The sequence below is a fragment of the Marinococcus halophilus genome (assembly GCF_900166605.1).
GTDB classification, from domain to species: Bacteria; Bacillota; Bacilli; order Bacillales; family Marinococcaceae; genus Marinococcus; species Marinococcus halophilus.
In genome coordinates, this window is sequence record NZ_FVZD01000006.1 from 1,133,862 (window position 1) to 1,147,089 (window position 13,228).

General features: G+C 53.1%; 11 protein-coding genes. 10 read left to right on the forward strand and 1 reads right to left on the reverse strand.

The window, feature by feature from the left end; translation table 11 throughout:
- Positions 1 to 6 precede the first annotated feature (6 nt).
- Genes carB through pyrE form a run of 5 tightly spaced genes read left to right on the forward strand, consistent with a single transcriptional unit; the run spans position 7 to position 6,244 of the window.
- Entirely contained in the window at positions 7 to 3,222 is a 3,216-nt protein-coding gene (carB, locus tag B5066_RS11820) for a carbamoyl-phosphate synthase large subunit (RefSeq protein WP_079476113.1), read from the forward strand.
- The gene (locus tag B5066_RS11825) at positions 3,219 to 4,001 is read left to right on the forward strand and encodes a dihydroorotate dehydrogenase electron transfer subunit (protein WP_079476114.1); all 783 of its coding nucleotides are present in this window, start codon (positions 3,219 to 3,221) and stop codon (positions 3,999 to 4,001) included. The genes carB and B5066_RS11825 overlap by 4 nt, the downstream gene beginning before the upstream one ends.
- Positions 3,998 to 4,909, forward strand: coding sequence for a dihydroorotate dehydrogenase (locus tag B5066_RS11830; protein WP_079476115.1), 912 nt, complete (start codon positions 3,998 to 4,000; stop codon positions 4,907 to 4,909). Before B5066_RS11825 ends, B5066_RS11830 begins: the two co-directional genes overlap by 4 nt.
- Positions 4,906 to 5,628, forward strand: coding sequence for an orotidine-5'-phosphate decarboxylase (pyrF, locus tag B5066_RS11835; protein WP_079476116.1), 723 nt, complete (start codon positions 4,906 to 4,908; stop codon positions 5,626 to 5,628). The genes B5066_RS11830 and pyrF overlap by 4 nt, the downstream gene beginning before the upstream one ends.
- Positions 5,618 to 6,244, forward strand: coding sequence for an orotate phosphoribosyltransferase (gene pyrE, locus B5066_RS11840; protein ID WP_079476117.1), 627 nt, complete (start codon positions 5,618 to 5,620; stop codon positions 6,242 to 6,244). Before pyrF ends, pyrE begins: the two co-directional genes overlap by 11 nt.
- A 53-nt stretch (positions 6,245 to 6,297) precedes the next feature.
- Here the strand turns inward: pyrE and B5066_RS11845 are convergent, their stop codons facing one another.
- Positions 6,298 to 8,034 carry an Rqc2 family fibronectin-binding protein gene (locus tag B5066_RS11845; RefSeq protein ID WP_079476118.1) on the reverse strand — a complete coding sequence of 579 codons (1,737 nt, stop codon included), beginning with the start codon at positions 8,032 to 8,034 and terminating at the stop codon, positions 6,298 to 6,300.
- Between the two features lie 313 nt (positions 8,035 to 8,347).
- Here B5066_RS11845 and remA point away from each other — a divergent pair, with 313 nt between their 5' ends.
- The 5 genes from remA to priA all read left to right on the forward strand — a co-directional run bounded on the left by remA (position 8,348) and on the right by priA (position 13,195).
- Positions 8,348 to 8,611: an extracellular matrix/biofilm regulator RemA gene (gene remA / locus B5066_RS11850; RefSeq protein ID WP_079476119.1), complete on the forward strand. Its 264-nt coding sequence runs from the start codon at positions 8,348 to 8,350 to the stop codon at positions 8,609 to 8,611.
- Between the two features lie 26 nt (positions 8,612 to 8,637).
- Complete coding sequence (gene gmk, locus B5066_RS11855; RefSeq protein ID WP_079476120.1) at positions 8,638 to 9,252, forward strand: guanylate kinase; 615 nt, start codon at positions 8,638 to 8,640, stop codon at positions 9,250 to 9,252.
- Between the two features lie 26 nt (positions 9,253 to 9,278).
- The gene (gene rpoZ / locus B5066_RS11860) at positions 9,279 to 9,491 is read left to right on the forward strand and encodes a DNA-directed RNA polymerase subunit omega (RefSeq protein WP_079477028.1); all 213 of its coding nucleotides are present in this window, start codon (positions 9,279 to 9,281) and stop codon (positions 9,489 to 9,491) included.
- A 96-nt stretch (positions 9,492 to 9,587) separates the two neighbouring features.
- Complete coding sequence (gene coaBC / locus B5066_RS11865; RefSeq protein WP_079476121.1) at positions 9,588 to 10,784, forward strand: bifunctional phosphopantothenoylcysteine decarboxylase/phosphopantothenate--cysteine ligase CoaBC; 1,197 nt, start codon at positions 9,588 to 9,590, stop codon at positions 10,782 to 10,784.
- A gap of 2 nt (positions 10,785 to 10,786) precedes the next feature.
- Positions 10,787 to 13,195, forward strand: coding sequence for a primosomal protein N' (gene priA, locus B5066_RS11870; protein WP_079476122.1), 2,409 nt, complete (start codon positions 10,787 to 10,789; stop codon positions 13,193 to 13,195).
- Positions 13,196 to 13,228 lie beyond the last annotated feature (33 nt).

A 13,228-nucleotide genomic window follows, 5' to 3' on the forward strand; every position in this document is an offset into this window, starting at 1 on the left:
GTCACCATGCCAAAACGTACAGATATCCAGAAAATATTAGTGATTGGCTCCGGCCCTATCGTGATCGGACAGGCGGCGGAGTTTGACTATGCCGGCACCCAGGCGTGCCAGGCGTTAAAGGAAGAAGGATACGATGTCATTTTAATTAATTCCAATCCGGCGACGATCATGACTGATACAAACATTGCCGATCAGGTATACATGGAGCCGCTGACCCTCGAATTTGTCGACCGGGTGATCCGTAAAGAGCGCCCGGATGCCATTCTTCCGACCCTTGGCGGCCAGACCGGCTTGAATATGGCGATGGAGCTGCACCGCCACGGCCTGCTCGAGCGATACGAGATCTCCCTTCTTGGTACGGAGCTTTCTGCGATCGAGCAGGCAGAGGACCGGGAGTCATTCCGGAACCTAATGTATGAGCTGGATGAGCCGGTGCCGGAAAGCACAATTGTGCACGACCTGCAGGAAGCAGAAGCCTTCGTGGATGACATCGGCTACCCGGTCATCGTCCGTCCGGCCTACACGCTTGGAGGCACCGGCGGCGGCCTGGTGCACAATCATGATGAACTGGTGGAAATCGTGGGCTCGGGGCTTAAATACAGCCCGGTGACCCAGTGCCTGCTTGAAAAAAGCATTGCAGGCTTTAAAGAGCTTGAATACGAAGTAATGCGCGACAGCTCCGGACAGGCAATTGTTGTCTGTAATATGGAAAATATCGATGCGGTCGGGATTCATACCGGCGACTCAATCGTAACTGCCCCGAGCCAGACGCTTGCCGACCGGGAATACCACATGCTCCGCGATTCGTCGCTGAAAATCATCCGGGCGCTCGAAATCGAAGGCGGATGCAACGTGCAGTTTGCATTGTCCCCGGACAGCTTTGAATACTACATCATCGAGGTCAATCCACGCGTGAGCCGCTCCTCGGCGCTTGCTTCCAAAGCGACCGGCTACCCGATTGCTAAGCTGGCAGCAAAGATTGCTTCGGGCTATAAGCTGGATGAGTTGAAGAATCCGATCACCGGCACCACTTACGCAAGCTTTGAGCCTGCGCTTGACTATGTAGTTACTAAAATCCCCCGCTGGCCGTTTGACAAATTTGAAGCAGCAAACCGCCGGCTCGGAACGCAGATGAAAGCGACAGGAGAAGTGATGGCCATCGGCCGCTCGTTTGAGGAGTCCATTTTAAAGGGCATACGGTCACTGGAGCTCGGACGGGCTTTTCTGACGCACCCCGACTATGCTGAGGCCACTGAAGAAAAGTTGATAGAGAAGCTTATTCACGCAGATGACGAACGGCTGTTTTATATCGGAGAAGCACTGAAGCGCGGCTATTCGCTTGAGCAGCTGCACACATGGACAAAAATCGACTGGTTTTTTCTTGAAAAATTCGCCGGTATTGTCAAAGTGGCCGAGATGGCACGCGCGTATCCAAACGATGAAGAGATCCTCCGGATGGCTAAAACGACAGGAATCGCTGACGAAACCCTGGCGGCTTACTGGAATACGACAGAAAAACAGGTTCGCAGCCAGCGTCTCAAGCTCGGTATTAATCCGGTGTATAAAATGGTCGACACATGCGCGGCGGAGTTTGAATCGGAGACACCGTATTATTATTCCTCCTATGAGGAAGAAAACGAAAGCAGCAAAACCGGACGCCCTTCTGTCATTGTTCTCGGCTCCGGGCCAATACGGATCGGCCAGGGAGTGGAATTTGACTACGCGACGGTGCATACCGTATGGGCGCTGCAGGAAGCGGGATACGAAGCGATTATTATTAACAACAATCCGGAAACGGTATCGACGGATTTCAGTGTGTCAGACAAGCTGTATTTTGAACCGCTGACCGTAGAGGACGTGATGCACGTAGTCGACGTGGAACAGCCGGAAGGCGTTATCGTCCAATTTGGCGGCCAGACGGCCATCAATCTTGCAGACGGACTCGCTGACCACGGGGTGAAGATTCTTGGCACGACACTCGAAGATATGGACCGGGCAGAGGACCGGGATAAATTTGAAGCAGCCCTGCAGTCATTGAAAATTCCACAGCCGCTTGGCCGCACAGCCGTAAGCACAGAGGAAGCACGGGTGGTGGCAGCTGATATTGGCTACCCGGTGCTGGTGCGCCCGTCGTATGTGCTCGGCGGACGGGCGATGGAAATTGTCGGAAATGAAAAAGAGCTGCTCAACTACATGGAGCGGGCCGTGCGCGTAAACCGGAAGCACCCGGTGCTGATTGACCGTTACATGGTCGGTAAAGAAGTGGAGGTCGATGCGATCTCAGATGGGGAAACTGTAGTCATTCCCGGCATTATGGAGCACATTGAACGTGCCGGCGTACATTCGGGCGATTCGATTGCGGTTTACCCGTCGCAGACGCTGTCGGATCAGACAAAACAAACACTTGCAGAGCGGACCATCGCTATCGGAAAGGGCCTGAACATCAAAGGACTGCTGAATATTCAGTTTGTTATTCATGAAAACGAGGTGTATGTGCTTGAAGTGAATCCGCGGGCGAGCCGCACCCTGCCATTTTTAAGTAAAATTACCGGTTGCCCGATCGCAAAGCTTGCCACCCGGGTGATGGTCGGGGAAAGCCTTGCTTCTCTTGGATATGATGACGGTCTGCTGCCGGAAGCAGAAGGGGTTTCGGTAAAGGTGCCGGTCTTTTCCTTCGCCAAGCTCCGCCAGGTGGAAATTTCCCTTGGCCCGGAAATGAAATCAACCGGGGAGGTCATGGGCCGCGATCAGACCCTCGAGAAAGCATTATATAAAGGGCTGATCGCTTCCGGGATGAAAATTCCAAATCACGGCACCGTGCTGTTTACCATTGCTGATGAGTGGAAAAAAGAAGCGCTGGTGCTTGCCAAACGGTTTCATGCAATTGGCTATACTATTACCGCGACCCAGGGGACGGCTACATGGCTGAACCAGGAAGGGGTGCCGGCATCGTCGGTTGCTAAAGTAGAAGAAGAGTCGCCAAACATTCTGGACTTTATCCGTGAAGGCAAAGCCCAATTTGTGATTAACACGATGGAAAAACAGAAAAAAGCAGCAGCAGACGGGTTCCGGATCCGCCGGGAAGCGGTGGAAAACGAAGTGGTGTGCCTCACGTCGCTTGATACGGCAGGAGCGCTCCTGGAGGTGCTTGAAATGATTACTTTTTCCACGGAAGCGATGCCTGCGATGAAAGAGGAACGGACCAACGAGGTGATCACATGATTCAAAAAGAATGGATGACCGTCGTTTCAATCGATGAAATTGCCGCCTCGATTTTTGAAGTAGTGCTTGAAGGAGATATGCCGGAGCGTATCGGGGCCCCGGGACAGTTCGTGCATGTGAAGACATCACCACACGTAGCCCCGCTTCTGCGCCGTCCGGTCAGTATTAGTGAATACTGGCCTGCCCGTCGGAGAATGGCGCTTGTGTTTCGTTCCGAAGGCGAAGGGACAAGCCGGATGGCGGCATGGCGCGCAGGTGACGAAGTAGATGTGCTGGGACCGCTCGGCAACGGATTTGATACAAGTGACATGAACGAAGGGGAAAAGGCGCTGATCGTGGGGGGCGGCGTCGGTGTGCCGCCGCTGCTAGGGCTCACTAAACAGCTCGCGGGCCAGGGCATCCGGGTGCAGACTGTACTCGGCTTCGCCAATGCCTCCAGTACTTTCTTTCAGAAAAGATTCAGTTCGCTTGGGGACTGCTTTGTGAGCACCATTGATGGAAGCGTCGGAGAGCCCGGTTTTGTCACAGACGTCATTGACCGCCGGAAGCTTTCCTATGATGCCATTTATGCCTGCGGGCCTCTGCCGATGCTCCGGGCGCTTGACGGCTCTTATGCAACGGCAAGAGGAAAGCTTTCTCTCGAGGAACGCATGGGCTGCGGTATCGGTGCCTGTTTTGCCTGTGTCTGTCACACTGCCGATGATCCGGAAGGCACGAGCTACCGGAAGGTATGCAGCGACGGCCCGGTCTTTCCGTGGGGAGAGGTGGTGCTGTCATGAAAATGCATGTGAGCCTCCCCGGCCTCGAAATGAAAAACCCGGTCATGCCGGCGAGTGGATGCTTTGGGTTTGGAAAAGAATTTGCCCAGCTGTATGATCTCAACGATTTAGGGGCCATCGCGGTCAAAGCGACCACCGAGGAAGCTCGATTCGGCAATGAAACGCCGCGGGTGGCAGAAACAGAAGCAGGCATGCTGAATGCCATCGGTCTTCAAAACCCCGGGCTTAGAGGAGTCACCGAAAAGGAGCTGCCGTGGCTGCAGCAGTTTAACACACCGGTTCTTGCCAACGTCGCAGGAACGAAAATGGAAGACTATGAAGCGGTGGCTGCCGGGCTGTCAGAATCCGGAATGGCAGCAGCCCTGGAGCTCAACATTTCCTGCCCGAATGTGAAAGAGGGCGGTATTACGTTCGGTACTGATCCGAAGCTGGCTGCAGAGCTGACGAGGAGGGTGAAGGACGTGTCAAACGTGCCGGTTTACGTGAAGCTCTCCCCGAACGTGACTGATATTACCGAGATTGCTAAAGCGGTGGAGCATGCAGGGGCAGATGGCCTTTCTTTGATCAATACATTGTCGGGCATGAAGATCGACCCAGCAACGCGGAAACCACTGCTTGCCAATGAAATCGGCGGCCTTTCAGGGCCTGCTATCAAGCCGGTGGCGATCCGGATGGTCTATCAGGTGCGGCAAGTGACGGCTCTTCCTATTATCGGCATGGGAGGCATCATGGGAATGGAGGATGTACTGGAATTTATGATGGCTGGTGCCAATGCGGTGGCTGTTGGAACAGCAAACATCAGCAACCCGTTTGCCTGCCCGGAAATTATTCAGCAGCTGACAGACTGGGCCGGCACCGAGCCGGCAGCGGACTGGGCTGATTGGAAGCAGGGCGGGGTGAAAGCATGAACGACCACCCCCTGATTATCGCAATGGATGTGCCGGACAAATCGGAAGCGGACGCTCTGCTCGCTTCTTTTGGGCAGACGCCGTTGTTTTTAAAAGTTGGCATGGAATTATTTTATAAAGAAGGCCCGGCACTTGTGGAGGAGTGGAAAGCAGAAGGCCACCGGGTGTTTCTTGACTTGAAACTGCATGATATTCCTAATACGGTCCAACGGGCTGCCGCCCAGCTCGCCCGGCTGCAGGTAGATCTTGTTACAGTGCATGCCGCTGGCGGGAGCCGGATGATGGCCAGGGCCGTCGAGGGGCTGGAGCAGGGCACCCCTTTCGGAAAGAAAAGACCTGCATGCATAGCCGTGACCCAGCTGACGAGCACATCCGAAGCGGTGCTGAATGAAGAGCTTGGCATACCACTTTCGATGAATGAAGCCGTAACGGCTTACGCGGATCTTGCCGAACGGTCGGGGCAGGACGGCGTCGTCTGTGCCGCGGGAGAAGTGCCGCTCATTAAAAGCACCTGCAGCCGCTCTTTTCTCACCGTAACTCCTGGTATCCGCAGAGCCGGTGAGGAGGCTGGGGATCAAACGCGGGTGGTGACTCCTGGAGTTGCTGCCGAGCTTGGCAGTGATGCGATCGTTGTTGGCCGAAGCATTACGGGGGCCATTGATCCGACAAGAGCTTACGAACAAATGGAACAGGAATGGAGAATGTCCGATGCAAAATGAAGAAATTCTCAGTAGAGACCTGCTGATGATAGAAGCAGTAACCCTCCGGCCGGATGAACCGTTCACCTGGTCATCCGGCATCCGCTCTCCAATTTATTGCGACAATCGACTGACGCTTTCGTACCCCGATGTACGGACCCGGGTAGCTGAAGGGCTTGCGGAGCTGATTCGGGTAAGGTACCCCGAAGCTACAATTATTGCCGGCACTGCGACCGCCGGAATTGCCCATGCGGCGATTGCTGCTGACAAGCTCGGCCTGCCAATGTGCTATGTTCGCGGATCCTCCAAGTCACACGGCAAAGGTAATCAGATAGAAGGGCGGGTCGCCCCGGAGGATAGAGTCGTAATTGTCGAAGATTTAATCTCGACAGGCAAAAGCATGATTACGGTTCAGCAGGCGCTTCTAGAAGCCGGAGCCGAGGTGCTCGGAGCCGCTGCGATTTTCACGTATGAGCTGGAGGAAGCCGGCCGGCAGCTTAAAGAAGCACAGCTGCCGTCGGAGACCCTTACCAACTACTCCGCGCTGATTCGGATTGCTGCTGAGGAAGGCTACGTCCGGGAAAAAGATATGGAGCGTCTGCAGGAATGGAAGCAGGATCCGGTGTCCTGGTCATAAATATAAGCGAAAAAAGCTCCTTCCGAACAGCACTGCTGTTCGGAAGGAGCTTTTTAATTGGCGGCAGGCTGGGACTTAGCCCGGTTTTTCATTTCGAGGACGAGGCTTTCCTCCGGAGTAACAAACAGGGTGGACTGTTGGTCGTAGGTCACAAACCCGGGCTTAGCCCCGTTTGGTTTTCGTACATGGCGGATCAGGGTGTAGTCGACCGGCACGGAGGACGAAGAACGCGCTTTGGAGAAATAGGCGGCAAGTACAGCCGCTTCCTTCAACGTTTCCTCGTCTACGTCTGTGGAGCGGATCACTACGTGGGAGCCGGGAATGTCCTTCGTGTGCAGCCAGGTGTCTCCCGCATTTGCTGCCCGGTTGGTAACGTATTCGTTCTGGCGGTTGTTTTTCCCCACCAGCAGAAGAATACCGGCAGAAGAAACGTACTGCTCGACCTGAGGCTTCGTATTTTTCTTCTGCTTTTTCTTTTGAACACGTTTTTTCAGGTAGCCGCCGTCCGACAATTCTTCGCGAATATCGTCAATGTCGGAAGGAGCAGCCGTTTCGACCTGCTGGATCAGACGGTCGAGGTAATCTATTTCACGCCGGGTGAGCTTAATCTGTTTTTTAGCCTCCGAAAGCGAGGTTTTAGCTTTATTGTAGCGCTTAAAGTACCTCTGGGCATTATCTGACGGCGATAGTTCAGGCTCAAGCCCGATGCTGAGCGTGCCGCCTTCTGGGTCGTAGTAGTCCGTTACTTCTATCTCGCTCTCTCCCCCGCGGAGCTGGTGCATATGGGCGGTTAACAGCTCTCCGTATTTTTGGTAGACGAGGCGGGTTTCGGCCTGGGTAATTGTCTGGCGCAGTTTTTTCAACTTGCGCTCGTTTTTTTCGCGCTCATTCTGCAGAAACCGTTCGAGGTCGTGGGCCTGCTGGTGGACGCGGTCACGTTCGGCTTTACCGTTATGGTAGCGGTCGAGCATGGCGCTTGCTGAGTCAAAAATTTCCTTCGAGCCTTCCACATGAGAAAGATTGACCGGGCTGTAGTATTCTTTATTCGCTTCGGTAGTCACGATCTGCGGCTGGAAATTTCCGTTTTTAACATCGGCCATAAGCGCGGTAAACGTATCGGCCAGTTTTTGGAGCGACCCAAGGCCTGCCCGGTGAACAGCTTCTTTGGCACTCTGGGGAGAAATGCCTTCAAATGCCTGCATCAGCTGGCGGTCGAGCTTGCCCTGGTTGGCGTCAAGTGCTCTCAGCACGTCGCCGGCCCCAGCCTCGAGAGGGTTTGCTTTATGCTGGGACGGCGGCTCGATATATGCCTGGCCGGGAAGAATCGTGCGGACCGTGTTCTGGGCCGGAGAGATATGCTTCATGCTGTCCAGAATATGCGTGCGGTCTTCATTAAGAAGTACTACGTTACTGTGCTTGCCCATGATTTCCATCACCAGGGTCCGTTCCGTAAGGTCACCGATTTCGTCTTTGTTTTCAATGCGAAGCGAAACGATTCGTTCAAGGCCCTGCTGGGAGACCTCCCGCACGAAACCGCCTTCGAGGTGCTTGCGCAGCAGCATGCAGAACATGGATGGCTCCGGCGGGTTCTGATACTTCTCGTCTGTCAGGTGCATTCTCGAGAGGGAAGGGTTTACCGAGAGGAGCAGCTGGTGATTTTTGCGGTTCGCCCGCACTGTGATAACCAGGTCGGTTTTGTAGGGCTGGTGTATTTTTGTGATCCGGCCGCTTTGAAGCGTTTGCTGTACTTCCTGGACCACGGCCTGGGTCATAATTCCGTCAAAGCTCACGTTCGATCATCCTTTACTCGTACAAGCAGGAGAAAACCTTCTGCTGCTTGCGTTCTGTACGGTGGATTATAGCATAATGAAAAGCTCGCCGTCTTGTCTGCTGAATAAACATTGGTTGTGAGCCGGAAAGATATTGTTTACAATGTAGAAGTACATAATGTTCGGGCTCACCGCGAAGCATCGTTTGTGACGCTTGAAATAAACGTGCTATACTAACCAAAAGAACGACTCGTCAGGCGCCGCAGAAGAAAACATACAAGAACCATTTTTTCAGGCAGCAGCTAGAGGGATGGTCCGACCAGGAGGGGTAGTTTTGAGCATTAAGCTAATCAACATTGGATTTGGGAATATCGTGTCAGCGAACCGGATTATTTCCATTGTCAGCCCGGAATCAGCACCAATCAAACGGATTATTCAGGAAGCAAGAGATCGGAACATGCTGATTGACGCAACATACGGGAGACGGACGAGAGCGGTTATCATTGCAGACAGCGACCATGTCGTACTTTCTGCAGTTCAGCCCGAAACAGTCGCCCAGCGGCTGTATACAAAAGACGATGATTCATCGGACGAATAAGATTGTGAAATGAGGCTTGTCAACCTATGAAAGATGATAAAGGGTTATTAATTGTACTTTCCGGCCCGGCCGGTGTGGGAAAAGGTACTGTGTGCGGTGCTTTGCGGGAAAAAGATACTAATATCGAATATTCCGTTTCTGCTACTACCAGATCCCCCCGCCCGGGAGAAGAGCACGGAGTAAATTATTTCTTCCATTCAAAGGAAGAATTTGAAAAAATGATCGAGGAGGGCCGGCTGCTCGAATGGGCGCAGTATGTAGACAACTACTATGGAACCCCGCTTGATTACGTCAAGGAAACCATTGACCGCGGTAAAGATATCATTCTCGAGATCGAAGTGCAGGGCGCGGAAAAAGTGAAGGAGCGTTACCCGGAAGGGACGTTTATCTTTTTGATGCCCCCGAGCCTTGCCGAGCTCCGAAACCGGATCGTCGGACGCGGAACGGAAACGTCCGAGTTGATTGACAAACGGATGACGGTGGCCAAAAATGAAATTGACATGATGCAGATGTATGACTATGTGGTCGAAAACGACGAGATCGATAAAGCGGTCTCGCGCATCCGTTCCATCGTCACGGCAGAACACTGCAAGCAGGAACGCTTGATTGAAAAATACAAAGAACTAGCGGAGGTGGAATAATGGCTTCAAACAGAAATGACGAAGGAATGCTTTATCCGTCCATTGACCAGCTGCTCGGGCATATCGATTCCAAATATACGCTTGTAACCGTATCGGCCCAGCGCGCGAGAGACCTTGAAGAAATCGATGGGGCCCTTCCAATGATTGATAATGCAAAATCCGTCAAGGCAGTGGGTATTGCTCTTGAAGAAATTCAGGCCGGCGTGCTCAGCTACCGTCAGGGAGATTACGAAGGATAACAAGAAATGGACGGGCACCGGATAGAAGAAGCAACCTATGGCATCACGTAGGTTGCTTTTTTTAGCCTGAAGGGTCCATAAAAGGAGGACGAAGCTGTGAAAGGAAAAAAAGTGGTGCTCGGCGTCACAGGAGGTATAGCTGCCTATAAAGCTGCGGCGCTTGCAAGTAAGCTGTACCAGGCAGGGGCCGAGCTGCGTATTATTATGACCCCGGGGGCAAAAGAATTTATCACCCCGCTTACGTTCCAGGCGCTCACCCGTTCAAGAGTGTATGACGACACGTTTGCAGAAGCGGATCCTTCGGTCGTTTCCCATGTTGACGTGGCAGACTGGGCGGATGTGTTCATTGTAGCGCCTGCGTCCGCCAATACACTCGGGAAGCTTGCAAACGGGCTTGCAGACGATATGCTCACAACCACCATGATGGCAACACTTGCCAACGTCTACGTTGCACCGGCAATGAATGTTAACATGTATAACCATCCGAGCTTTCAGCGAAACAAAGAAACATTAAAAAAGGACGGCTATCGGTTCATTGAACCCGGGGAAGGGTATCTCGCCTGTGGCTGGATAGGAAAAGGCCGGATGGCGGAGCCTGAGGATATTATGCAGTTTGTCGAGGACGCTGAAAACGTTGGCACCCCGCTTGCCGGAAAACGGGTCCTGGTTACAGCGGGGCCAACGCACGAGCATATTGACCCTTTCCGGGTCGTCACCAATCCATCCAGCGGGAAAATGGGTTTTGCAATTGCAGAGGAAGCTGCCCGGCGGGGAGCAGAGGTAACGCTGGTAGCAGGGCCGGTGACGCTCACTACGCCCGGCGGCGTCCAGACAAGAATTGATGTAGAAAGCGTAGAGGATATGCGCAAAGCTGTTTTGACTTATTATGAGGCATCGGATGTGGTGATTAAAGCTGCCGCCGTATCAGATTACCGGCCCGAAACCGTATATGAAAAAAAACAGAAGAAAAAAGATGATGGCCTTGATGTACCGATGGTGAAAACGCCGGATATTCTCCAGGAGCTCGGTGAAAAAAAGAAGCATCAGCTGCTGATCGGTTTCGCCGCAGAATCGGAACACCTCGAGGAGTACGCGGAAAGCAAGCGGCAGCGCAAAAACGCCGATTTAATTGTCGCCAATGCAATCGGTAAATCGGACTCCGGCTTCCGTACCGATCAGAACACGATTACCTTTGTCGATAAAAATGGAGCCGTTTCTTTTCCTACCCAGTCGAAGCATGAGGCAGCGGCCGAAATTATGGTCTGGCTGCAGAAACGAATAGGAGACGCGTAACGATGTACGCCAAAGTAATTGTTGATATAGCTACCGGCCAGACGAACCGGGCATTTGATTATGACATTCCGGCTTCACTCGAAATGCTCGCACATCCCGGTTCAAGAGTAACGGTGCCATTTGGCGCCCGGAAAATTCAGGGCTTCATCTGGCGGGTCGAGGAAAAAACAGAGCTCGCCCGGGTCAAGCCGATTACAGATGTACTCGATCCCCATCCGGTGCTCACCCGGGAGCTGCTTGAGCTTGGAGAATATCTGGCTGTGGAAACGGTATGCTTTTTAATTACCGCCTACCAGTCGATGATTCCGGCGGCTATACGGGCAAAACCGAAGAAGAAAATAGAGCTGCTCGTGCCGACGGAGATTCTGACACCAGTACTTCAGGCTGTTTTTCAGAAGCAGACCACGGTCGACTGGAAGGACCTCCCCGACGATAAGGCGGTAATGCAGCATGTGCAGGAAGCTGTCAGGCATGAACAGATCCGGATCGATTACCAGGTGAAGGATCAGACGAAAAAACAGACCAGGCGGATGCTGCGGCTTCATCCGGAGCACCGGGCGCATGCAGCTTCTCTTACTGCGAAGGCGAAAAAGCAGCTGGAGCTGTATGATTGGTTTCTTTCGATCGGAGATGAAGAGGCTGCGGTGCCCGCAGCACAGCTGCTGCATGAGCAGACGGCGAGCCGGGCTGTCATTCAGGGTCTTGTGGAGAAAAATATCCTAATGGAACGGGACCAGGAATCGTACCGGGATCCGTTCGAAGACCGTTCATTTGAAGCAACCCCTCCGCAGGAGCTGACACATGATCAGCAGCAGGCGCTTGCCCCGATTATAGAAAAAGCATCCCGGCAGCAGCACCATACGTTTTTGCTGCACGGGGTGACCGGAAGCGGAAAGACAGAAGTCTACCTGCAGGCCATTGATCGCGTGCTTCAGGAGGGACGGGAAGCGATTGTGCTGGTGCCGGAAATATCCCTTACCCCGCAAATGGTCGAACGCTTTAAAGGGCGGTTCGGGGACCAGGTGGCAGTGATGCACAGCGCCTTGTCGAGAGGCGAGCGGTATGACGAATGGCGCAGGGTGCATGCCGGAGACGCAAAAGTAGCGATCGGAGCGCGGTCTGCGATTTTTGCCCCTTTCAAAAACGTTGGCCTGATTATTATTGATGAAGAACATGAAGGCAGCTACAAGCAGGAGGATCATCCCCGGTATCACGCCCGGGAAGTAGCGATCTGGAGAGGCAGATACCACGGGGCGCCGGTCGTATTAGGGAGCGCTACACCGTCACTGGAATCCTATGCCCGGGCCGGCCGGGAGGTCTACCAGCTGCTTGAAATGCCGGAGAGAATCAATCAGAAACAGCTGCCCGCCATTGATGTGGTGGATATGAGAGAGGAGCTTCATAAGGGAAACCGTTCGGTATTTTCCGAAACGCTCCTCGAAAAGCTGAAGGACCGACTAGAAAAAGGGGAGCAGAGCATCCTGTTTTTAAACCGCCGTGGGTACTCTTCCTTTGTCATGTGTCGTTCGTGCGGCTACACCGCTGAATGCCCGCACTGCGAAATTACGCTCACGTACCATCAGACAAAGCATCAACTGAAATGCCATTACTGCGGCTATGAAGAAACGATGCCCTCGACGTGCCCTTCTTGCGAAAGTGAACAAATCCGCTACTTTGGCACAGGCACCCAGAAGGTGGAGGAAGAGCTGACAAAGGTACTGCCGGAAGCGCGGATTATCCGTATGGATATGGATACGACGACGAAAAAAGGCTCGCATGAACAACTGCTGCGGCGGTTTGGCAACGGAGAAGCTGATATTTTACTTGGCACTCAGATGATTGCTAAGGGACTGGATTTTCCGAGGATCACACTCGTTGGAGTGCTTGCCGCAGACACCATGCTGCACCTGCCTGATTTTCGGGCCCCGGAGCGTACCTTTCAGCTCCTTACCCAGGTGAGCGGCCGGGCCGGCCGGGACAAGCTACAGGGAGAAGTAGTGATTCAATCCTACAGTCCTGAGCATTACAGCATCCAGTTTGCCAAAAATCATGACTATCCTTCATTCAGCCGGCATGAGATGGGGCAGCGCAAGCGTGGCGGTTACCCGCCATATTACTATTTAACAATGGTCAATGTTTCGCATGAAGAAATCGGTGTCGCACTGAAAACTGCAGAAAAAGTGACAAACCGGCTGCGGGAGCAATTATCGCCGCAAGCAAAAATACTCGGGCCGACTGTTTCTCCGATTGCGAGGATCAAGGATAGATATCGGTACCAATGCATGATAAAATACAGAGATGAGCCTGAGTTAACGAAAATACTAAACGACATTGCTGTACACTATCAAAAGGAAACAGCCCAGGATAAGCTGTTTATTACAATTGATATGTACCCGCAGTTATTTCTATAAGGTAAAATCCAGCCCCGCTGCTTCGATAGTGAC